Source organism: Zobellia alginiliquefaciens (assembly GCF_029323795.1).
GTDB classification, from domain to species: Bacteria; Bacteroidota; Bacteroidia; order Flavobacteriales; family Flavobacteriaceae; genus Zobellia; species Zobellia alginiliquefaciens.
Window position 1 is genome coordinate 3,073,838 of record NZ_CP119758.1, and the last position, 22,624, is coordinate 3,096,461.

The following is a 22,624-nucleotide window of genomic DNA, read 5'->3' on the forward strand; positions in this document are numbered from 1 at the left end:
CTTCTTAATAAAGTTCTAGTGCCTTTGCTTGTTGCAAAAGATCTACCATATTGTCTACGTTTAATTTTTTCATCAAACGAGCCTTGTAGGTACTCACTGTTTTTTCGTTTAAGTTCAAACCGATGGCTACATCTTTGTTACGCTTTCCGCTAGCCAATAATTTAAGTACCTCAACCTCACGAGTAGAAAGTTTTCTAAAGAACCTTCTAGGTTTTTGGGTACCTTCATCAAAAGCTAAACGTTGAGCTAGTTCATTTGTAATGAACATGTTGCCTTCGCTTACTTTTTTCACTGCTGTTATGATGTAGTCTATGTCTGAGGCTTTTGAAAGATATCCAAAGGCACCTGCGCGAATAGTACTAAGTGCATATACGTCTTCAGATTGACCGCTATACATTAATACCTTCACACTTGGGTGTTCTTTTTTGATTTTTCGCAGCGTGGCAATTCCGTTAATTTCCGGAATGTCCATCTCCAGCATTACTACATCAGGACTAGAGGTCTCCAATTTGTCGAAGAGCTCAGAAGTAGTGGATACCGCTCCCACTATTTCAAATCCATTAGCAGATTCAAGAACATTAGTCACTCCCATTCTAATAATGGGATGGTTGTCTGCAATTAATACTTTAATCATGTTGATAGTTTTAATCTAGATATTAAACGTTCCTAAGCTCGTCTAAAATACTGACATGCAATGTAAGGTTTAAATATCTAATTCCTTAAACAAAATTGGTGTTTTTTTCATAAAAATAGCTTGTTTTATGAATTTATTCGATTAGATTACCTTATTTACGGGTAAATTACTAAAAAAGAGCATCAGGTATTTCGCAAACGGGTATAGGGTTCATCTTGTGCTGGTTAGCTGAGTTGTATCTCGTATAAATTAGGAATACTTCCTTCTCCCTGCCCGTAAAATCGCTCAAGTTTTTTCCTTCATCTTGCATTTTCATGGCCCATTCCAGTTCCGGATAACTTGCTCCTATCTGATCTTCATCAGTCCTGTCGTCTCCCCATAGGCCATCAGTGGGGGCGGCTTTTTGAATGTCTGTATTGATATTCAGGTACTTGGCAATTTCATACACCTGTGTTTTTAATAAATCGGCAATTGGGCTCAAATCAACCCCACCATCCCCATATTTGGTGTAAAATCCTACACCGAAGTCTTCTACCTTATTTCCGGTTCCAGCAACAAGATAACCTTCGAGTGCCGCAAAATAATAAAGCGTTGTCATGCGTAAACGTGCTCGGGTATTGGCCAAAGACATAAAACGGTCTTCTTCATTTTCTACCTTGGGCAACGCTTCTATAAGACTATCGAAAACCGGAGTAAGGTTAACAGGCTGTCTTTTTACCTTGTCAAAATTATTCTGAAGACAATCAATATGGTCCGATGCACGGGTAACTTGATTTGCAGCTTGGTGAATTGGCATTTCCAAGCACATGAGCTCAAGGCCTGTTTTGGCACAGAGGGTAGATGTAACGGCAGAGTCTATTCCTCCTGATATTCCTATGACAAAACCCTTCATTTTTGCATTTACTGCATATTCTTTTAACCAATTTACTATGTAATCTACTACCTTTTCTGTGTGCATAGGATGTTCATTATGTCTAGATCGACTAACTTTGTGAGCTTAAAAATAATGTCTTGCGGTTAAATATTAAAATGTATCGGAAATTACTTTGCAAACATGTGGCTATTTTTGCCATTTTTACAATTTCATTCTTGTTTTTAGCATGTAATGAGGGTCCAAAGGTCTCCGAAGATGTTCAGAAGATAAATGTAGAATTAAAGGTTGATAGGTTTGATGCGGAATTTGCGGGCGCTACATCGGAAAATCTATCGGTTTTAAAGAACAAGTACCCATATCTATTTCCTGCTCAATATACAGATAGTGTTTGGGTGGCAAAAATGAAAGATACTATTCAGGTTGAATTGTTGTCTGAGGTACAAAATGCATTTTCTGATTTCTCACGGGAGGAACAGAGTTTAGAACTCCTGTTTAAGCATATTAAATATTACTTTCCAAAATTTGAAGTACCCAAAGTGGTTACCGTAACTTCTGATGTGGATTACAGCAATCGTGTAATCCTAACGGATACGATGCTACTTATTGGGTTGGATAATTACCTTGGGCCCGATCACCGGTTTTATCGTGATATTCAGAAATATATTAGTGCAGATTTAGACGAACAATATATAGATGTTGATGTGGCCAGCGCTTTTGCAAAGAAAGTAGTCCCTAGACCACAAGAGAGGACCTTTCTTGCTCAGCTTATTTATTACGGAAAGGAATTGTACTTAAAGGAGAAACTGCTCCCTTTGGCGACTGATGCCCAAAAAATACATTATTCAGAGACGCAGTATGCATGGTCAGAGGCAAACGAGCAGCCCATTTGGCGTAATTTTATTGAGAACGAATATTTGTATAGTACGGATAATACGTTGGCACGACGCTTCCTAGATCCTGCTCCGTTTTCCAAATTTGGATTGGAGTTGGATAATGAATCGCCAGGACGCGTTGGGCGATATTTAGGTTGGCAGGTAGTGCGTGCTTTTATGGATAGGAATGAGGTAACGTTACAGCAGATGCTGAGCTTACCGGCAGAGGAAATATTTAAAAAATCTAATTACAAACCGAAAAAATAATATGGCAGATCTTCATACTTCAGAAATAACTTTAACAGTAGGGTTAGATGAAAATCGTGTTCCGGAAGAACTTACATGGTCGGCACAAGATGGTGGAATAAACAATGAAAAAGCTAAGGCTATGCTTTTATCCGTATGGGATAGCAAAAATCAAGAGTCACTTAAAATTGACCTTTGGACCAAAGATATGCCCGTAGATGAGATGAAAATATTCTTTCACCAGACTTTGGTTTCGTTGTCGGATACGTTTATGAAAGCCACTCAAGATGAAAAAATGACGGCTACCATGAAGGATTTCTGTGATTATTTTGCGGAAAAGCTAGAGCTGAAATAAGCTAGTTTGCCATGGGTACTTCCATTAAGAGAATTTTTGAGTTTGCATTATAAGTGATGTCAATTATGGGAGTGTCTTCAATGGCAAGGCCATCCCTTCTTTCTAATACCATATCCTTTACGGTGCATTTTCCTTCCAAGAGGAAAATGTAGATTCCGTTGTTTTGGTCTTTTAGGGTGTAGTTGCTTGTCTGTGTTTTATCAAATTCTCCCATATGAAACCAAGCGTTTTGGTGAATCCAAATGCTTTCATCATCAGCATTGGGAGATACAATTTGATGCAATCGGTTTTTTAAACTGTTTTCAGATAGTGTAATCTGGTCATAACGGGGTGTAACATTTACCTTGTTGGGAATAATCCAGATCTGTAGGAACTTCACCAATTCGTCCCGACTTTTGTTCTTTTCACTATGCTGAATTCCTGAGCCTGCGCTCATGGCCTGTATATCGCCTTGGCGAATGACCGTAGTGTTCCCCATGTCGTCTTTATGCTCTAAATCGCCTTCTAACGGAATGGAAATTATTTCCATATTGCTATGTCCGTGAGTTCCAAAACCCATGCCGGCGGCTACTTCATCATCATTTAGCACCCTTAAAACACCAAAATTCATGCGGTCCGGATTGTGGTAATTGGCAAAACTAAAGCTATGGTAGCTATTGAGCCATCCATGGTTGGCATGGCCTCGAGTATTTGCTTTGTGAAGTGTACTTTTCATAATAAGGTTTAGGTTTGTTCAGAAATCTCACTCAGTTTTGAAAAGTGAAATAGTATAGTCCAATAGTTCAACATCTCCATAATCCCCATGCCCTGGAATAACAATTTTTAGGTCAGGGTATGCTATTTTTATATTGTTGACAGTATTGCTCCACTCGTTAATATTGGCATCACCAAGATAGCCCTTGGTGGCGTTTAAAGATTTTACGGGGCATCCGCCAAAAAGCAAATGTTCACTGGGTATATAACTAACAATATTGTCTTTGGTGTGTGCCTCCCCAAAATGTCTGTTTATTATTTTTTGCTTGCCTAGCATAAGCTCGTTTTTGCCATCAAAACCGATTTGTGGAATAGCGTTTCCTTCTCTTTTAGCAAGTTCAATTGTTTTATGGTTGGCGTAGGAGGGAATGTTCAATTGGTGAAAAGCCTCAACGCCGCCAAGGCAATCATCATGAAAGTGATTTATAACCACAGCTTTTATGGATTGCTTTTTTGTTTTGGTAATCCAATCAATAAGTTCGTCAGAGGTTTCAATATCTACGGGTGTGTCAAAAACCACTGCTTCGCCCTCATTCATATAGATTAATCCGTTACAGGCCACTTTTCCAAAATCATCGGTTTGTAAATAAGAGACATGAATAAAACTCTTTTTGGAAATGGGGATGATTTTTAGGGTTTCGCTATTGTAAGTTATACCTGTGTTTTGTGACTTACATCCCAATAGAACAGCAAAAAAGAAAGCTAGTAATATAGTTGGTTTGGAATTCATGATGTTGTTCTTTTAGGTGTTATAAATATAGAATTTTACCTTGCAATAATGAAAGATTCAGTTATTCAAAAACTTGTTTTTATCTATAATGCGAACTCGGGACTTAAGAGTTCGCTTTTGGATAGTGCACACAAAATATTGAGCCCAAGTACGTACGATTGTAATTTGTGCGATATTACGTTTGGAGTTTTTACGGAGAATAAGGTCTGGAGGAAATTTAGAGAAGAAACTGATTTGGAAATGGAGTTTTTGCATAAAGATGAATACCAAAAACAGTATGCCTCTAAGTTTGGGAACAAGTTTACCTTTCCCATCATACTTGCGCAAACATCAGATGATTTACAAGTGTTTGTTGGTACTGAAGAAATGAATGCTATTGAAAGTTCAGAATCTCTAGTTAAAGTTATTCAGGAAAGGGTAGGGGCTTAATTTTTAGTCGCCTTGAAAAAATCTGTATTTATGTTGTCTATAAAATCAAGAACGTCATCTCGGCCATAGCCTTTTGACGATGAGGTAATGAAATACTGTGGAGCTTCCTCCCAAATGCCGTTCAATAGTTCGGAGATGTAACTGTTTACATTTTTTTCTATGGCTTTTGGCTTCAGTTTATCTGCTTTGGTGAAGATAATACAGAACGGGATACTGTTTTCGCCCAGCCACTCCATAAATTCCATATCTATTTTTTGTGGCTCGTGTCGTATGTCAACTAGAACAAAAGCACATACAAGCTGTTCTCGTTTTACAAAATAATCCGTTATATACTTTTGAAAGGTCTTTTTGCTCTTCTTGGAAACTCGGGCGTAACCATAACCTGGTAAATCTACCAGAAACCAATTTTCATTTATTTTAAAATGATTGATCAGCTGGGTCTTTCCCGGTCGTCCTGAGGTCTTTGCCAGACTCTTTCTTTCCGTTAGTCTATTGATTAATGAAGATTTACCAACATTAGACCGGCCAATAAAGGCGTATTCTGGCAGTGGCTCTTTGGGGCATTTGGCTACATCGGTATTACTGATTACAAAATTTGCCGATTTAATATTCACCTTTTAAAACTATTTAATTTGAAGGTATGCTGAGGGTTAAAACTTACGCTTTGTGAGCCAAGTATCTAGCACTTCGTTGAATTTTTCCGGGTGCTCCATCATAGGGGCGTGACCACATTTTTCAATCCAATATAGGTCCGAATCTGGAAGTAATTCATGAAAAAGGTCTGCTACATCTGGAGGGGTTACGCTGTCGTTCTCTCCCCAAATAATACATATTGGTGTATGCATTTTAGGAAGGTCATTTGCCATATTATGACGAATGGCACTTTTAGCAATGGCTAGTGTTTTGATTATTTTTGACCTATCGTTTACGGTTGCAAAAACTTCGTCTACAATTTCTTTGGTGGCTATGGCCGGGTCATAAAAAACATCTTGTGCCTTTTTCTTGATAAATTCGTAATCACCTCGTCTTGGGTAACCATCTCCCATGGCACTTTCGTACAATCCTGAACTTCCTGTTATAATTAGGGCTTTAACTAGTTTGGGGTAGAGCTTGGTGTGTAGAAGACCAATATGTCCGCCAAGGGAGTTTCCTAATAAAATTACGTCGCTAAGCCCTTTAAATTCAATGAATTTTGCTAAAAACTTTGCAAATTGCTTCACATTTGTTTTAAGCATCGGCATGTCGTAAATGGGTAGTTCCGGTATGAGTACCTTATATCCCTTTTTGGGAAAATATTCAGTAACACCGTGAAAATTGCTAAGCCCTCCCATAAGACCGTGTAAAATAATGATAGGGGTTCCTTCTCCTATCTCTATATACCGGAATTTTCCTTCCTTAATTAAATTTTCTTCCATTCAAGATACTTCTTGGTCTGTTCGCCAAAGATAGGCATTATCCTATTATGACTATAGTACAAGTATAGGTCAATAAAGCGAGAATTGACTATAATTTTTCGATCACTCTGCAAAAACACCCTTTTTTCGAGCTAAAATTTGACCATAATTTATGCCCAAAAGCCACTAGTTATTAACAAAGTGGTAATTAGTGGTAAAATGTGGTAATAAAATTTGTAGTTTTGAGTTATAGTATTGTAAAACAGGTTTTTTAAGTGGTTAATTTCATTGGGACATACGATTGTAAGGCCGATGCCAAAGGTAGGGTAATGATACCAGTTGCCCTAAAAAATCAGATGTCTCCTATTTTGAGCCAAAGTTTTGTAATCAAAAGATCTGTTTTTCAGCCTTGTTTAGAATTATATCCAATGGAGGAGTGGAATCTTCTTATGACGAAAATGAACAAGAAAAACCGTTTCAAGAAAAAGAACAACGATTTTATCCGTCGTTTTTCTGCTGGTGTAAAGGTTATTGAAATTGATGCAACAGGTAGAATGTTGATTCCTAAAAACCTCGTGGAGATTGCGAATATCTCCAAAGAGGTGGTTTTAAGTTCGGCAATCAATATTATTGAAATTTGGGACAAGGATAGTTACGAGAAAGTATTGGAAGAAACTGCAGAGGATTTTGCCGAGTTGGCAGAAGAGGTGATGGGAGATGACGGAGATGACGAAAGCTATGTATCATAACCCGGTTTTATTGGAGGAGTCCGTAAACGGACTCAATATAAAAGAAGACGGCGTGTACGTTGATGTCACTTTTGGTGGCGGCGGACACTCAAAACACATATTGAAGCAATTGGGGAGCGAAGGAAGATTGTTCGCTTTTGACCAAGATGAAGATGCGCTTGCAAATACTTTGGGTGATCCACGGTTTACGTTGATCAATGAAAATTTTAGGTATATCAGGCAGTTCTTAAAATTTCATGGGGTTAGAAAGGTGGATGGGATTTTGGCGGATTACGGAGTGTCTTCGCATCAATTTGATAAAGCGGAACGTGGGTTTTCCACTCGTTTTGAAGCTGATTTGGATATGCGAATGAGTAAAAGAAATCTTTTGTCGGCATACGATGTGGTCAATACCTATGATTATGACGATTTAAGAAAAGTTCTTTTTCAATATGGCGATTTACGGAATGCAAATGCAATGGCTAAGACTATTCTTGCAAAACGTGAGGAAGAACCGATTAAGACCACGGAGCGGTTGAAAGAGGTTTTGAGGTCGTTTTTGCCAAATGCAAAAGAGCATAAAATATTGGCTCAGATTTATCAGGCCATCCGTATTGAGGTGAATCAAGAGATTGCTGTTATTGAGGAGTTTTTGTTGCAAACACCGGAATTGCTAGATGTAGGAGGAAGGTTGAGTATAATAAGTTATCACTCTTTAGAAGATCGTTTGGTGAAACGATTTATTAGGGAAGGACAATTTGAAGGTGAGGCGCCAAAGGATTTTTATGGAAATATAGACGTTCCGTTTAAAAAAGTGGGTCCGCTTATTGTTCCTGGAAGAGAAGAAATAGCAAAGAATAATAGAGCGCGAAGTGCAAAATTGAGAATTGCGGAGCGCATATAAAGTTGAATTTGAAAGTTGAAAAAGGAAAAGAAAAATATGAAAAAAGGATTGTTGAACATACTTAAAGGTAGGTTTTTGGTGAGCGATGATGCGCCTAAGAACTGGCTGTTCATCATTTTCACTTCTTTTCTTGCTACCGTAATGATCGGTAGCTCACATAGTGCCGATAAAAAGGTGCATCAAATAGCGGCATTGAATGAAGAGGTGAAAGAACTTCGTAATGAATTTGTAGACGCACGTTCAGATGTACAGCAGTTAAAGTTGGAATCTACGGTAATGCAAATTGTTGCCGAAAAAGGGTTGTTTCCTTCGCAGGTGCCGCCCAAACAGATCAAAGTAAAATCGAATAAGAAAGAGGAATAGTGGCTGTAACCGAAAAAAGCATATTGACCCGGTTGTACGTTGTAACGGCGTTCATGTTCTTGTTTGCCGTTGCGGTACTGTTCAAGTTGGTGAACATACAGTTCGTGCAAGGTGAAAAGTACAAGGCTTTGGCTATGGAGCGCACTGAAAAGATGTTCACTATAGCTCCAAATCGTGGTAACCTGTATTCGGATGACGGTAGTTTGTTGGCTACTTCGGTATCGCGTTATACCATCCGTTTTGATGCGGTTACGGTCAGTGACGAAGATTTTAGAAAGAACATTGTTCCGTTGTCCAATTCGCTTTCAAAAATGCTGGGAAAACCATCTTCACATTATCAGAAGTTGTTGAGAAAGGCCAAAGTGAACAAGAACCGGTATGCGTTGATCGCTAGAAACTTGGATTATTCGGAATATATCACGGTAAAGGATTTTCCGCTTTTCAATAAAGGTCCGTATAAAGGCGGGTTGATCATTGAACAGAAAACGGTAAGGGAGCATCCGTTGGGTAAAATTGCGGAACGTAGCGTAGGGTATGAAAATGTAGATGAGAACGGATATTACTCTGGCGTAGGTTTGGAAAGGGCTTATGGAGAATATTTAAGAGGAGTTCAAGGAAAACGTTTAAAACAAAAAATTGCCAAAGGCCAGTGGAAGCCGATCGGGTGGGAGAATATCGTAGAGCCTAAAGATGGGTATGATTTGGTGTCTACCATCGATATTAATATTCAAGATATCGCCCACCACGCTTTGCTGGGGCAATTAGAACATTACAAGGCCGATCATGGTACTGTTATAGTTATGGAAACTGAAACGGGCGAGGTAAAGGCTATTTCAAATTTGGGTAGAACGGAAGCGGGCAAGTATTATGAGCGGTTGAATTACGCTGTTGGTGAGGCTAGTGAGCCCGGGTCTACATTTAAGTTAATGTCGCTGGTTGCTGCACTTGAGGATAAAGTAATTGATACAAGTACAGTAATTGATACGGAAAAAGGACGATGGAAAATTTACGATAGAACCGTGAAAGATTCCAAATGGGGCGGTTACGGTAAAATTTCTGCGGGTCATGCTTTTGAGGTTTCCTCAAACACGGCCTTTGCTAAAATGATCCATAACAATTATAAGAATGATCCGGAAAAATTCGTCAACCGATTAATGAGTATGAACCTGAATAAAAAACTTGACCTTCCTATTAAAGGAGAGGGAGAGCCGGTTATCAGGTTTCCTGGGGATAAGGGTTGGTCCGGTATTTCATTAGCGTGGATGTCTCACGGATATGAGGTGGCTATGACTCCCTTGCAAGTATTGACTTTTTATAATGCTATCGCCAATGACGGGGAGATGGTAAAGCCAAGATTGATCAAAGAGGTTAAGGAGTGGGACCGTACCATTGAGAAGTTTGAGAAAGAGGTAATTAATGAATCTGTTTGTTCAAAAGAAACGGCGGCAAAGGTTCAGCAATTATTGAAAAATGTGGTGGAGAAAAAATACGGAACCGGTCACGGTCTGTATTCTCCTAATTTTTCAATGGCAGGAAAAACGGGAACGGCACAAAAGAATTACGTGTCCAAGGATCCGGATAAGTTAAGGTACATATCGTCTTTTGCAGGTTATTTTCCTGCGGAAAACCCAAAGTACTCTTGTATAGTGGTAATTCATGAGCCAGATAAGAGTGTGGGGTATTACGGAGCTGATGTTTCGGGGCCAGTGTTTAAATCGGTAGCCCAAAAAGTATACGCTACTTCACCTTTGGTGGATGAGATAGATATGGAAAAGGTAAAAGATCAACGATTGGATAAATCGTATCAAAGATATTATGCCGAAGCTCAAAAGAATTACAAGCAAGTGCCAAATGTTAAGGGTATGAGCGGTATGGATGCTATTTCAATTCTTGAAAATTTAGGAATAGAAGTAGAGGTAAGGGGCAATGGAAAAGTAAAAAGACAGTCCGTTTCTCAAGGGACCAACTTAAAGGATGCTAAAAAAATTACGCTAGAATTATCGTGAAATTGTTAAAAGACATATTGTTCGGTGCAAGCCTGACCGATGTAATCGGTTCAACGAACGTGTTGGTGAATAACATCTGTTTTGACTCTAGAAAAGTTGAGATGGACGATGTCTTTGTGGCTGTTAAAGGCACCGTTACAGATGGACATTTATACATTGCTAAAGCGATAGATCTTGGCGCAAAGGCAATAGTTTGTGAAACACTGCCGGAACAATTGATAGATGGGGTAACCTATGTTGAGGTAAAAGATGGTAATACGGCTTTGGCCGTAATGGCATCAAACTTCTATAGTAATCCTTCTAAAAATTTGAAATTGGTTGGTGTTACGGGAACCAATGGCAAGACCACTATTTCTAGCTTGTTGTATCAACTGTTCAAAAAGGCTGGGTATAAAGTAGGTCTTTTATCTACTATTAAGATTATGGTAGATGAAGAAGTTCATGCCACGAGCCATACTACGCCAGATGCATTGACCATAAATAAACACCTATACCTTATGAACGAGGCTGGGGTTGAGTTTTGTTTTATGGAAGTGAGTTCGCATGGTATCCATCAAAAAAGAACCCAAGGCTTGGTCTTTGAAGGTGCCATTTTTACAAACCTTTCTCATGATCATTTGGATTACCATAAGACATTTGCTGAGTATAGGGATACTAAGAAAATTCTTTTTGATCAATTGCCGAAAAGCGCTTTTGCGATTTCAAATATTGACGATAAGAATGGGGCTGTAATGCTTCAGAATACAAAAGCCAAAAAATACAGTTATGCGCTCAGGACCTATGCAGATTACAGGGCACAGGTTTTGGAGAGTCAATTTGACGGTACGCTTTTAAAAATAAACGAACATGAATTGTGGTCCAGGTTGATCGGGCATTTTAATGCCTATAACATGTTAGCCATTTTCGCTACAGCGGATTTGCTGGGAATGGAGACCTTGGAAACCTTACGATTGTTAAGTGAGCTGGAGAATGTAGACGGTCGCTTCCAATATTATATATCTAGTAAAAAGATTACTGCCATAGTGGATTATGCCCATACGCCGGATGCGCTAAAAAATGTTCTGGAAACAATCAGCACATTGAGAACTGGAAATGAAAACGTCATCACCGTTGTGGGGTGTGGTGGCGATAGAGACAGATCTAAGCGTCCGGTAATGGGTCATATAGCTTCGGAAATGAGCAACAAGGCAATTTTTACTTCGGATAATCCAAGAAGTGAATCGCCATCGACCATAATTACAGAGATGGAAGAAGGTGTGGAACCGCAGAACGTAAAGAAAATCCTATCCATAGAAAATAGGGAACAGGCTATAAAAACGGCATGTCAATTGGCGAATGCCGATGATATTATACTCATTGCGGGTAAAGGTCATGAGACCTATCAAGAGACCAACGGAAAGCGTATCCATTTTGATGATTTTGAGATGGTTCAAGACGTTTTAAAGAGTTTGGATAAATAACAACAAAGACCAACAAATAAAGACTAGAAGCTAAAAGATGCTATACTACCTATTCGAATATTTAGAACAACAGTACCAGTTGCCAGGGGCGAGCTTATTTCAGTTCACCACCTTTAGGGCGGCTATGGCTATTCTATTTTCGTTAATGATCGCTACGGTGTATGGTAAACGTGTTATTCTTTTTCTTCAGAAGAAACAAATAGGGGAAAGCGTTCGGGACCTTGGGCTAGAAGGACAGAAGCAAAAAGCGGGCACGCCTACTATGGGTGGTCTTATCATTATCATGGCTACTTTAATTCCGGTGTTGTTATTGGCCAAGTTGGATAATATTTACATCATCTTATTGATTGTTACCACACTTTGGATGGGCTTTATCGGTTTTACAGATGATTATATTAAAGTATTCAAAAAGGATAAAGAAGGGCTTAAGGGAAGGTTTAAAGTATTGGGTCAGGTCGTATTGGGTCTTGGTGTGGGTGCTACGTTGTACTTCCATCCAGGGGTGACCATGAGAGAGGATTCCAGTACAATTATAACGGAGCAACTTCAGGTTCGGGATGTTCAAGGGCAGGAGATTAAATCGGTACGTACTACTGTTCCGTTTTTTAAGAATAACGAGTTGGATTATAGTGATTTCATCGGCTGGGCCGGCGAAAGCGCAAGAGATTATGCTTGGTTGATATTCATTCCTATTGTAATTCTAATTGTAACTGCCGTTTCTAACGGAGCTAACCTTACGGATGGTATTGATGGTCTGGCGGCGGGTACATCGGCAATAATCGTATTTACACTCGGTATTTTTGCATGGGTTTCGGGTAACGTTATTTTTTCGGATTACCTGGATATTATGTTCATACCCAATTCGGGTGAACTCGTAGTTTTTATAACGGCATTCGTAGGGGCTTTAGTAGGTTTTCTTTGGTACAACGCTTTCCCAGCGCAGGTTTTTATGGGAGATACGGGGAGTTTGACTATAGGGGGAATTATCGCGGTAATCGCCATTATAATTAGAAAAGAACTATTGATTCCCGTGTTATGCGGAATCTTCTTTGCCGAGTCATTATCGGTAATGATACAGGTGGGCTATTTCAAGTACACCAAAAAGAAATTTGGCGAGGGTAAACGTGTTTTTCTCATGTCGCCTGTCCACCACCACTACCAGGTTAAAGGCTACCACGAAAGCAAGATCGTAACCCGATTTTGGATTGTGGGTATCCTGTTGGCGGTCATTACCATTGTTACCCTCAAAGTGAGATAAGATGAAGAGGTTGGTGATTTTAGGCGGAGGCGAAAGTGGGGTAGGAACAGCTATTTTAGGAAAGCAAAAAGGATACGAAGTTTTTGTATCCGATAGAGGAAAGATAAAAGAGAAGTATAGAAACGTTCTTGAACATTTTGATATTGATTGGGAAGCTGAAAAGCATACGGAAGCAAAGATTCTAAATGCCGATTTGGTAATGAAGAGCCCGGGAATACCGGATACGGTTCCCTTGGTAAAAGCATTACATGAAAAAGGAATTCCTGTTATTTCTGAAATTGAGTTTGCGTCAAAATATACTGATGCTACTATAATCGGAATTACCGGAAGTAACGGAAAAACTACTACCACCATGATTGCAAATCACCTTTTAAAAGAGGGTGGTGTTAATGTGGGTATGGCGGGCAATATTGGTGATAGTTATGCCAAGATGGTAGCAGAGAACAATTTTGATTTCTACGTTTTGGAAATCAGCAGTTTTCAGTTAGATGGTATTGTAGATTTTAAACCGCACATAGCTATTCTAACGAACATTACGCCGGATCATTTAGATCGGTACGATTACAAATTTGAAAATTACGTCGCTTCAAAATTCCGCATTGCGCAGAACCAGACCGAAGATGACTTTTTTATATATGACGCAGATGATCCGGTGATTGTCGCGTGGCTTAAAAAGCACCCCATTAAATCAAAATTGCTGCCTTTTTCTATAGAGCGAGAACTGGAAGAAGGGGCTTATTTACAGAACAACAAAATAATATTGAACTTAACTAACGAGACACTGGAAATGACAAAAGAGACACTAGCATTAGAAGGAAAACACAATTTAAAAAATAGCATGGCGGCAATGACTGCGGCAAAATTAGTAGGCATTCGTAAAGCTTCGATACGTGATAGTATCGCTAATTTTCAGGGCGCACCCCATAGACTTGAAAACGTACTGAAGATACACCACGTACAATACATAAACGATTCTAAGGCAACCAACGTAAACTCTGTGTTTTATGCATTGGACAGCGTTAAAACGCCTATAGTGTGGATTGTTGGTGGGCAGGACAAAGGCAATGATTACAAAGAATTGATGCCGTTGGTACGCGAGAAAGTAAAGGCCATAGTTTGTTTAGGCTTGGATAACGAAAAAATAAAGGATGCTTTTGGCAATGTAGTGGATCTTATGGTGGAAACTTTCGCTATGGAAGAGGCTGTAAAAGTAGCTTACAAAATAGCGGAGCGTGGTGATACGGTTTTATTATCGCCTGCATGTGCAAGTTTCGATTTATTTCAAAACTATGAAGACCGTGGCGATCAGTTTAAAGCAGCAGTAAAAACATTATAAGAAAGGTAGAAGGTGAACGGATTTTTTGAAAAGATCAAAGGAGATAAAGCTATTTGGGCCATTGCGGCCCTCTTGGGCTTATTTTCGTTCTTGCCGGTATATAGTGCCAGTAGTAATCTGGTGTATGTAGTTGGTAACGGAACTACCTTTGGGTATTTGGTAAAACATGCGTTGCTATTGTCATTGGGTTTTGGGATTATTTTCGGTATTCACCGTATTCCCGCCCATTTCTTTAAAGGCTTGTCGCTTATAGCAATGCCAATAGTTTTGGTTTTGTTGGTGTTTACCTTGGCGCAGGGAACAACGATAGATGGTGCGAATGCCAGCAGGTGGATCAGTGTCCCACTGGTAGGTATTTCGTTTCAGACATCGAACTTGGCTGCGGTGGTGTTAATGATTTATGTGGCACGTTACTTAAGTAAGGTGCGCCACAAGGATATCACTTTTAAAGAGAGTGTTTTGCCATTATGGCTTCCGGTATTTCTGACCGTGGCACTTATTTTACCAGCTAACTTTTCAACGGCGGCTATCATTTTTTCAATGGTACTTTTGCTTTGTTTTTTAGGTGGATATCCTTTAAAATATTTAATGGGAATTATAGGGGCGAGTATACTCATTTTGGCCTTTTTTATATTAACGGCCAAGGCTATACCTGGCTTATTCCCTAACCGTGTTGATACCTGGATCAGTAGGGTGGAGAATTTTGCAGATGCCGAAGATACCGAAGCTGATTACCAAATAGAACGCGCCAAGATTGCTATTGCAACGGGTGGTATTGTGGGTAAAGGAGCGGGAAAAAGTATTCAGAAAAACTTTTTGCCTCAGAGTTCATCAGATTTTATTTACGCCATAATTGTAGAGGAATATGGACTGGTAGGTGGTTTTGCCTTGATGTTCTTTTATATGTTTCTACTATTTAGAATTGTGGTCGTTGCCAATGGTAGCGGAACTATTTTTGGGAAATTGGTGGCACTTGGTGTTGGGCTTCCAATAGTTTTTCAGGCATTGATAAACATGGCGGTGGCGGTAGAGCTTTTTCCGGTAACGGGTCAAACCCTGCCTTTAATCAGTAGTGGTGGTACCAGTAGTTGGATGACCTGTTTGGCCATCGGTATTATTTTAAGCGTGAGCAATAAAAATACAAGTACGGAAAAATCATCCGCAGATATAGATGAAACTAACCCTTTAGAAGTACTGAGTGGGCAATTATAAATTCATATTATCCGGAGGAGGAACAGGTGGGCATATTTACCCAGCGGTTGCTATTGCGAACGAATTGAAAAGAAGGCATCCTGATGCTCAATTTTTATTCGTTGGTGCCCAAGACAGAATGGAGATGGAAAAAGTGCCGCAGGCGGGTTATGATATCGAAGGATTATGGATCAGTGGGTTGCAACGGAAACTGACACTTAAAAATTTAATGTTTCCTTTTAAAGTAATTAGTAGTTTAATGAAAGCTGGTAAAATAGTACGAAAGTTTAAACCTGATGCCGTAATAGGTACGGGTGGCTTTGCCAGTGGTCCCATGTTACGTGTTGCCTCTGGTAAGGGTGTGCCTTGTGTATTACAAGAGCAGAATTCGTATGCAGGTATTACCAATAAATTATTGAAGGATAGAGTGGCTAAAATTTGTGTGGCCTATGATGAAATGGATCGCTTTTTTCCAAAGGATAAAATTGTAAAAACGGGTAATCCCGTTCGTGGAGATTTGGTTGAAATGAAGGCGGATAAAAATGAGGCTTTAGATTTCTTCGGATTGAAAAGCGGAGTGCCAACACTTTTAATATTAGGAGGAAGCCTTGGGGCTAGAAGAATAAATCAGTTGGTTGCTAGTAATCTTGAGCTTTTTGAAAAATTAGGGGTTCAGTTAATATGGCAGTGTGGAAAACTGTATATAGATGAGTATACAAAATTCAATTCAGACACGGTTAAAGTGCTGGACTTTATGAATAGGATGGATTATGCCTATGCGGCTTCTGATATGATTATATCACGTGCAGGTGCAGGTTCGGTTTCCGAGCTTTGTATTGTGGGAAAGCCGGTAATATTTGTGCCATCGCCTAATGTGGCAGAGGATCATCAAACAAAAAATGCAAGGGCATTGGCAAATGAGAATGCAGCAATACTGTTGAAAGAAAGTGAGTTGGATGCAAAATTTCAAGAAGTCTTTACCGCCCTTTTTGAAGATGATAGTAAAAGACAAAGCTTGGCTGAGAATATTAAACAATTGGCTTTGCCAAACGCTACAAAAGACATTGTGGACGAAATAGAAAAATTAATTGGGAATGCCACCAGTAAATAAGGGCATGAGAATTGGTAGAAATGGACTTAAAACGCATACATAACGTATATTTTATTGGCATTGGAGGCATTGGTATGTCTGCTTTGGCGCGTTATTTTAAGTTCGAAGGAAAGAATGTTGCCGGTTACGATAAAACTCAAACGCCACTTACGGAAGAACTGTCTGGTTTAGGAATTGATATTCATTACGAGGACGATATAAATGTGGTTGCTGATGGATTTAAGAACAAAGAAAATACGCTAATAGTATATACTCCGGCAGTTTCGGTGGAGCATGAAGAGTATCAATACTTTTTAATTAATGGCTTCGAGATTAAGAAGCGCTCAGAGGTTTTAGGGTTGATTACCAAAGGTAGTTTCTGTTTGGCCGTTGCGGGTACCCATGGTAAAACTACCACGACCAGTATTTTGGCGCATCTTTTAAAAGAAACAGGGGTAAGTTTTACCGGATTTTTAGGTGGAATTTCAGAGGATTTCAATAGTAATTTTGTTTTTGAGGGAACTGATTTTTCCGTGGTAGAAGCAGATGAGTTTGATCGATCGTTTTTAAGATTGTTTCCTAATGTTGCCTGTATTACTTCTATGGATGCGGACCACCTTGATATTTATGGTAATCCGGAAGAATTACAGAAGTCGTTTTTAGAGTTTGCTGATAAAGTGGCGCCAGAGGGAGCTATTTTCGTTCGTAAAGGTTTGCCTTTGGAGGGAATTACATATGGTATAGATGATGGTGCGGATTACTGCATCACTAATCTTAAAATAGAAAACGGGAGTTACATTTTTGATTTGGTCATGCCAGATGCAACGTTGGTAGATATAAGATTCAATAAACCCGGAAGACATAATTTATTGAATGGTCTTGTGGCTTTTGCCATGGCATTACATACCGGAGTTTCTGCGGAGAAATTGGCAAATGCATTGGCTACCTTTAAAGGCGTGCAGAGACGATTTTCATATAAAATAAAGACGAAAGATTTTGTTTTTATAGATGATTATGCGCATCATCCTACAGAGATAAATGCGGTATATGATGCGGTAACGGAAATGCATCCGAATAAAAAAACAGTAGCCATTTTTCAACCTCATTTATTTTCGAGAACTCGGGATTTTGGGGATGAATTTGCGAAAAGTCTTTCCCAATTTGACAGTGTGCTGTTGTTGGATATATACCCTGCAAGAGAAAAACCAATTGAAGGTATAACTTCGGAATGGTTGTTGGGTAAAATGGAGAATACCTTGGTAAAAACAATTCAGAAATCCAAATTAATAAACGAGATAAAAGAACAAAATCCGCAAGTGCTTATTACCATGGGTGCTGGCGATATAGGTTTAGAGGTAACTAAGATTACAAAAGAATTGCAAGATGCGTATTAATTATAACTACATAAAGCTATTGGCTCTAATCGTTGTAATAACAGGGCTTTTTGCATTTTCTAATCAAAGAAGAGCTCAGAAAAATGTTAAGGGCATTGCTATAGAATTTGTAGAAAATCAGAATTTATTCATTACGGAAGGCGCGGTTAATAAATTGTTAATACAAAAATTCGGCAGCCTTGAAAACGTGCCCAAAGAAAAATTAGCTTTGAATAACATGGAGAAGGTCATTGAGGCCAACAAAATGGTAAAAAGTGCCCAAGTTTTTCTTACTGTAAACGGTAAATTAGCGTCGAAAGTTGTTCAGCGCACTCCAATCGGACGTATAGAAGGGGATTCAAAATTTTATCTTGACGAGGACGGAAAACAGATGCCTTTGTCAAATAGTTATTCAGCACGCGTACCTATAATTACGGGTCAAATAACGGACAATGGTCTAGCGGATGTCTATGAAATTTTGAATTATATCAATACGGACGAGTTTTTAAAGAAAAACATCATAGGGTTACATATCGAAAATGAAGAGAAGTACCAGCTTCGTTTTCGAACCGAAGAGTTTGTTGTCAATTTGGGAGATGTAGAGCAATTGAAAGAAAAGTTTAGCAATTTCAAGGCATTTTACGCCAAAGCAAATAAAGACAAAACTCTGCAACACTATGATGTTGTTAGTTTAGAGTTTGACAATCAAGTAGTGTGCACCAAAATTTAAGTTATGGAAGTAGGTAATTATTCGGTAGGATTGGACATTGGAACAACCAAAATCGTAGCCATAATCGGTAAGAAAAACGAGTACGGTAAGATTGAGGTTTTAGGCATCGGTAAATCTAAAAGTTTAGGGGTGCACCGTGGTGTTGTAAATAACATTACGCAAACCATACAGTCCATACAACAAGCGGTAGAAGAAGCTGAACTTAATTCAGGTTTGAAAATCGGTTCTGTCGTTGTGGGTATTGCTGGGCAGCACATAAGAAGTCTGCACCATAGCGATTATATCACCAGAGCGGATTCTGAAGAAGTTATCAATGATGACGATTTGGATAAGCTGTGTAATCAAGTGTACAAATTGGTGATGCTTCCAGGTGAAGAGATCATTCACGTACTTCCACAGGAATACAAAGTAGATGGGCAAGCCGAAATTAAGGAGCCGATCGGTATGTACGGTGGTCGTTTGGAAGCTAATTTTCATGTGGTTGTTGGGCAGGTCTCTTCAATCAAAAATGTAGGTAGGTGTATTAAAAGCGCCGGTCTGGATTTAGGTAATATAACATTGGAACCTTTGGCTTCTTCTGATGCGGTTTTGAGCAAGGAAGAAAAAGAGGCAGGTGTGGCATTGATAGACATAGGCGGTGGTACGACCGATTTGGCCATTTTTAAAGATGGTATCATAAGGCACACGGCAGTAATTCCTTTTGGTGGTGGAGTTATTACCGAAGACATTAAGGAAGGATGTTCTATTATTGAAAAGCAGGCAGAACTTTTAAAGGTAAGGTTCGGTTCTGCTTGGCCAGGAGAAAATAAGGATAATGAAATAGTTTCTATACCCGGTTTACGAGGTAGGGAGCCAAAAGAGATTACCCTTAAAAACCTATCAAAAATAATTCATGCACGTGTGGTTGAAATCGTAGAGCAAGTCTATACGGAAATCAAGAATTACGGACATGATGAACAAAAAAAGAAACTGATTGCAGGTATTGTACTTACAGGTGGTGGAAGCCAGTTGAAGCACTTAAAGCAATTAGTGGAATACATTACGGGTATGGATACACGTATTGGGTACCCTAATGAACATTTGGCGGGCGATTCAGATGCCGAAATCGCCAGTCCTTTATATGCTACGGCAGTGGGTCTATTGATGAATGCGGTAGCAAATGAAAAGAAAGGTAAAGTTGTTGAAGTTAAAGAAGAGCCTGTAGACGAGGGAGAACTTGTTATGGCAGGGCATGAAGAAGAGGAACATCAGCAACAACAGGCCACGGCAAAAGTTCAAAAAGAACGCAAAACGGTGTTTGACAAATGGTCCGAAAAGTTGAAAGACTTTTTAGATAATGCCGAGTAAAGTATGACACACATTAACCAGTAATAAAATACACTATGAACAACAACACGGAATTTGATGGAATATCCTTTGATCTTCCAAAGAATCAAAGCAATGTAATTAAAGTAATCGGCGTAGGAGGCGGTGGTAGCAACGCAATCAACCACATGTTTCAATCCGGAATCAACGGAGTGGATTTTGTAATATGTAATACAGATTCACAAGCATTGAACAATAGTTCTGTGCCTACAAAAATACAATTAGGGGTTTCATTAACAGAAGGATTGGGTGCTGGTGCCAACCCTGAGGTAGGTGAACAGGCCGCTTTGGAGAGTATGGAGGAGATCAAACAGATGTTGGCCACTACTACCAAAATGATATTTATTACCGCTGGTATGGGTGGTGGTACCGGTACTGGTGCTGCTCCTGTTATCGCAAAACAAGCAAAAGAATTGGACGTGCTTACCGTGGGCATTGTTACCATGCCTTTTGAGTTTGAAGGTAAAATGCGTTGCGAGCAAGCGCGTATAGGTATTGAAAAATTACGTGCTAATGTAGATTCATTAATTGTTATAAATAACAACAAGCTTCGTGAAGTATATGGTAACCTAGGCTTTAAAGCAGGTTTCTCTAAAGCGGATGAAGTTTTATCTACCGCAGCTAGAGGTATTGCGGAAGTAATTACACACCACTATACTCAGAATATTGACCTTAGAGATGCTAAAACAGTACTTTCTAATAGCGGTACGGCCATAATGGGTTCTGCGCAGGCAACAGGTTCGGCAAGAGCACATGAAGCTATTACAAAGGCATTGGATTCTCCATTGTTGAACGATAATAAGATTAGTGGAGCTAAGAACGTTCTATTACTTATCGTTTCCGGTTCTCAAGAAATTACTATTGATGAGATAGGTGAGATCAATGATTATATTCAAGTGGAAGCAGGTCATGGAGCCAACATCATTATGGGTGTAGGTGAAGACGAGGATTTAGGCGAAGCTATTGCCGTAACAATTATTGCTACGGGTTTTGATGTTGACCAACAAGATGAGATCGTAAATACCGAGACAAAAAAAATCATACATACGTTGGAAGATGAGCAACGCGCTCAGCATGATTTAATGGCAAGGAAAAATGTAGTTCATCAATTGCCAATTGAAAAAGTAAAGGAAGAACCACCGGTAATTAAACACACCCTTGAGGAAGATGTGCAAGAAGAGCCGGGTATGGATTTAATCGAGACCACCAGCTATATCAAAAACTTCAATGTATTTTACGAAGAAGTAATAGAAGAAGTAGCTAAGGTGAGTACCTCAGAAGACGATTTTGTAATCGTAAATGCACAAGATGCCATTAATGATATAGAGGTTGTTGATCCTATGACCGTGTCCTATGACGCGTTAAAAGAGGAGCAAATTACCATGAGTTTTGATATGCCTTTTGCTAAGAAGGAAGAAGTTGAAGAAGAGCAAGACAACGTAATTACTTTTAGTCTGGACGAGGACGTTAAGGATATTGATGTTACGAATCCCGTTGAGGTTGTTCCCGTTATGGAATATAATGAAGAAGGTGAGAAACGGTATAGCCTTGATGATTATATGGAAGTTGAGGATGAGCTGACAAATGCTAAGCCTGCTCCAAAACCGAATCCGGCTCCAAAACCACAACCGAAACCACAGCCTATGGCTAGGGAAGAACCTAAAATGGAAGTGAAGCGTGTTGAAGTTCCACAAAATGATGCACCTACGGAGATAGACCCTATGAACAGTCCTATAGACGAACTGTTAAAGGAAAGAGCGGACGAGAGAAGAAGAAAATTAAAAGACTTTAACTATAAATTTCAGAATAGCGTAAGCAGCATTGACGAAATTGAAAAGGAACCCGCTTACAAGCGTCAAGGTATTGATTTAAGTGATGCCAGAAGAGAAGAAAGCAAGGTTTCAAGAACTACGTTAGGAGAGGATAGTAACGACGAAATCAGGTTGCGTTCCAACAATTCTTTTCTACACGATAATGTAGATTAAAGATTTTAAAGTAAACTTAACTAACTCAAGTTTAAACCCGAAAAAATTAATTTTTTTTCGGGTTTATTTTTTATCTTCGCAGTCCTAAATAAAAAAGGCATGGGCTTACAACAAAAGGTAATGGAGCAGATGAAAGCGGCAATGAAAGCAAAGGATACGGTTGCTTTGGAATCGCTTCGCGCCATTAAATCTGCCCTGCTTATGGCACAGACTAGTGGAACGGATGAAGAATTGACCGAAGATGATGAGATTCAACTGGTTCAGAAGCTTGTAAAGCAACGTAAAGACAGTGCTACCATATTTAAAGATCAAGGTAGAGAAGATCTTGCGGAGCCAGAATTGGCTCAGATAGCAGTTCTTGAACAGTTTTTACCGGAACAGCTTACAGAAGAAGAAATAGAAAAAGTAGTCGTACAGACTATAGATGCTACTGGAGCATCAGGAATGAAAGATATGGGCAAGGTTATGGGTGTGGTATCCAAAGAATTGGCCGGACAAGCAGATGGGAAAACCATTTCTGCCATAGTAAAGAAAAAGTTAGCATAAAA

General features: G+C 39.3%; 23 protein-coding genes. 17 read left to right on the plus strand and 6 right to left on the minus strand.

From position 1 onward, the window contains the following. Positions 1-4: 4 nt before the first annotated feature. Both P0077_RS12880 and nadE read right to left on the minus strand, forming a co-directional pair. Positions 5-634: a response regulator gene (locus P0077_RS12880; RefSeq protein WP_276165639.1), complete on the minus strand. Its 630-nt coding sequence runs from the start codon at positions 632-634 to the stop codon at positions 5-7. Positions 635-803: 169 nt separating this feature from the next. Beyond that, positions 804-1,592, minus strand: a complete 789-nt coding sequence (gene nadE / locus P0077_RS12885; protein WP_276165640.1) for an NAD(+) synthase — start codon at positions 1,590-1,592, stop codon at positions 804-806. 71 nt (positions 1,593-1,663) lie between these two features. Here nadE and gldB point away from each other — a divergent pair, with 71 nt between their 5' ends. Then, positions 1,664-2,647, plus strand: a complete 984-nt coding sequence (gene gldB / locus P0077_RS12890; protein WP_276165641.1) for a gliding motility lipoprotein GldB — start codon at positions 1,664-1,666, stop codon at positions 2,645-2,647. A gap of 1 nt (position 2,648) precedes the next feature. Then, a complete protein-coding gene (gene gldC, locus P0077_RS12895) occupies positions 2,649-2,981 on the plus strand; it encodes a gliding motility protein GldC (protein ID WP_276165642.1) in 333 nt (110 codons plus the stop codon). Position 2,982: 1 nt separating this feature from the next. Here the strand turns inward: gldC and P0077_RS12900 are convergent, their stop codons facing one another. After that, positions 2,983-3,696 carry a pirin family protein gene (locus P0077_RS12900; RefSeq protein ID WP_276165643.1) on the minus strand — a complete coding sequence of 238 codons (714 nt, stop codon included), beginning with the start codon at positions 3,694-3,696 and terminating at the stop codon, positions 2,983-2,985. Positions 3,697-3,723: 27 nt separating this feature from the next. Then, a complete protein-coding gene (gene bla, locus P0077_RS12905) occupies positions 3,724-4,464 on the minus strand; it encodes a subclass B1 metallo-beta-lactamase (RefSeq protein ID WP_276165644.1) in 741 nt (246 codons plus the stop codon). A gap of 48 nt (positions 4,465-4,512) precedes the next feature. Here bla and P0077_RS12910 point away from each other — a divergent pair, with 48 nt between their 5' ends. Further along, entirely contained in the window at positions 4,513-4,893 is a 381-nt protein-coding gene (locus P0077_RS12910) for a GTPase (RefSeq protein WP_276165645.1), read from the plus strand. Here the strand turns inward: P0077_RS12910 and yihA are convergent. After that, positions 4,890-5,507 (minus strand): ribosome biogenesis GTP-binding protein YihA/YsxC, encoded by a 618-nt coding sequence (yihA, locus tag P0077_RS12915; protein WP_276165646.1) that lies wholly within the window; start codon positions 5,505-5,507, stop codon positions 4,890-4,892. The two genes, P0077_RS12910 and yihA, sit on opposite strands and share 4 nt — an antisense overlap. A gap of 36 nt (positions 5,508-5,543) precedes the next feature. After that, positions 5,544-6,308: an alpha/beta fold hydrolase gene (locus tag P0077_RS12920; protein ID WP_276165647.1), complete on the minus strand. Its 765-nt coding sequence runs from the start codon at positions 6,306-6,308 to the stop codon at positions 5,544-5,546. Positions 6,309-6,562: 254 nt separating this feature from the next. On the opposite strand from P0077_RS12920, the gene mraZ reads away from it, so the two are divergent. From mraZ to P0077_RS12990, 14 genes are all read left to right on the plus strand, one after another. Beyond that, positions 6,563-7,036, plus strand: coding sequence for a division/cell wall cluster transcriptional repressor MraZ (mraZ, locus tag P0077_RS12925; protein ID WP_276165648.1), 474 nt, complete (start codon positions 6,563-6,565; stop codon positions 7,034-7,036). Next, positions 7,014-7,919: a 16S rRNA (cytosine(1402)-N(4))-methyltransferase RsmH gene (rsmH, locus tag P0077_RS12930; protein ID WP_276169202.1), complete on the plus strand. Its 906-nt coding sequence runs from the start codon at positions 7,014-7,016 to the stop codon at positions 7,917-7,919. The genes mraZ and rsmH overlap by 23 nt, the downstream gene beginning before the upstream one ends. A gap of 36 nt (positions 7,920-7,955) precedes the next feature. Beyond that, the gene (locus tag P0077_RS12935; RefSeq protein WP_194526174.1) at positions 7,956-8,282 is read left to right on the plus strand and encodes an FtsL-like putative cell division protein; all 327 of its coding nucleotides are present in this window, start codon (positions 7,956-7,958) and stop codon (positions 8,280-8,282) included. Then, positions 8,282-10,288 (plus strand): penicillin-binding protein, encoded by a 2,007-nt coding sequence (locus P0077_RS12940; protein ID WP_276165649.1) that lies wholly within the window; start codon positions 8,282-8,284, stop codon positions 10,286-10,288. The genes P0077_RS12935 and P0077_RS12940 overlap by 1 nt, the downstream gene beginning before the upstream one ends. Continuing rightward, entirely contained in the window at positions 10,285-11,748 is a 1,464-nt protein-coding gene (locus tag P0077_RS12945) for a UDP-N-acetylmuramoyl-L-alanyl-D-glutamate--2,6-diaminopimelate ligase (RefSeq protein WP_276165650.1), read from the plus strand. The genes P0077_RS12940 and P0077_RS12945 overlap by 4 nt, the downstream gene beginning before the upstream one ends. A gap of 37 nt (positions 11,749-11,785) precedes the next feature. Then, positions 11,786-13,006: a phospho-N-acetylmuramoyl-pentapeptide-transferase gene (mraY, locus tag P0077_RS12950; RefSeq protein ID WP_276165651.1), complete on the plus strand. Its 1,221-nt coding sequence runs from the start codon at positions 11,786-11,788 to the stop codon at positions 13,004-13,006. Between the two features lies 1 nt (position 13,007). Next, positions 13,008-14,342, plus strand: coding sequence for a UDP-N-acetylmuramoyl-L-alanine--D-glutamate ligase (gene murD / locus P0077_RS12955; RefSeq protein WP_276165652.1), 1,335 nt, complete (start codon positions 13,008-13,010; stop codon positions 14,340-14,342). Between the two features lie 12 nt (positions 14,343-14,354). Continuing rightward, positions 14,355-15,554: an FtsW/RodA/SpoVE family cell cycle protein gene (locus P0077_RS12960; protein ID WP_276165653.1), complete on the plus strand. Its 1,200-nt coding sequence runs from the start codon at positions 14,355-14,357 to the stop codon at positions 15,552-15,554. After that, a complete protein-coding gene (murG, locus tag P0077_RS12965) occupies positions 15,541-16,644 on the plus strand; it encodes an undecaprenyldiphospho-muramoylpentapeptide beta-N-acetylglucosaminyltransferase (RefSeq protein ID WP_276165654.1) in 1,104 nt (367 codons plus the stop codon). Before P0077_RS12960 ends, murG begins: the two co-directional genes overlap by 14 nt. A gap of 20 nt (positions 16,645-16,664) precedes the next feature. Further along, positions 16,665-18,017 (plus strand): UDP-N-acetylmuramate--L-alanine ligase, encoded by a 1,353-nt coding sequence (murC, locus tag P0077_RS12970; RefSeq protein WP_276165655.1) that lies wholly within the window; start codon positions 16,665-16,667, stop codon positions 18,015-18,017. Next, on the plus strand, positions 18,007-18,726 hold the full coding sequence (locus P0077_RS12975) for a cell division protein FtsQ/DivIB (RefSeq protein ID WP_276165656.1): 720 nt from the start codon (positions 18,007-18,009) through the stop codon (positions 18,724-18,726). Before murC ends, P0077_RS12975 begins: the two co-directional genes overlap by 11 nt. A 3-nt stretch (positions 18,727-18,729) precedes the next feature. After that, the gene (gene ftsA, locus P0077_RS12980; protein WP_276165657.1) at positions 18,730-20,073 is read left to right on the plus strand and encodes a cell division protein FtsA; all 1,344 of its coding nucleotides are present in this window, start codon (positions 18,730-18,732) and stop codon (positions 20,071-20,073) included. Positions 20,074-20,108: 35 nt separating this feature from the next. Beyond that, the gene (ftsZ, locus tag P0077_RS12985; protein WP_276165658.1) at positions 20,109-22,076 is read left to right on the plus strand and encodes a cell division protein FtsZ; all 1,968 of its coding nucleotides are present in this window, start codon (positions 20,109-20,111) and stop codon (positions 22,074-22,076) included. A 99-nt stretch (positions 22,077-22,175) separates the two neighbouring features. After that, positions 22,176-22,622, plus strand: a complete 447-nt coding sequence (locus P0077_RS12990; protein WP_276165659.1) for a GatB/YqeY domain-containing protein — start codon at positions 22,176-22,178, stop codon at positions 22,620-22,622. Positions 22,623-22,624 lie beyond the last annotated feature (2 nt).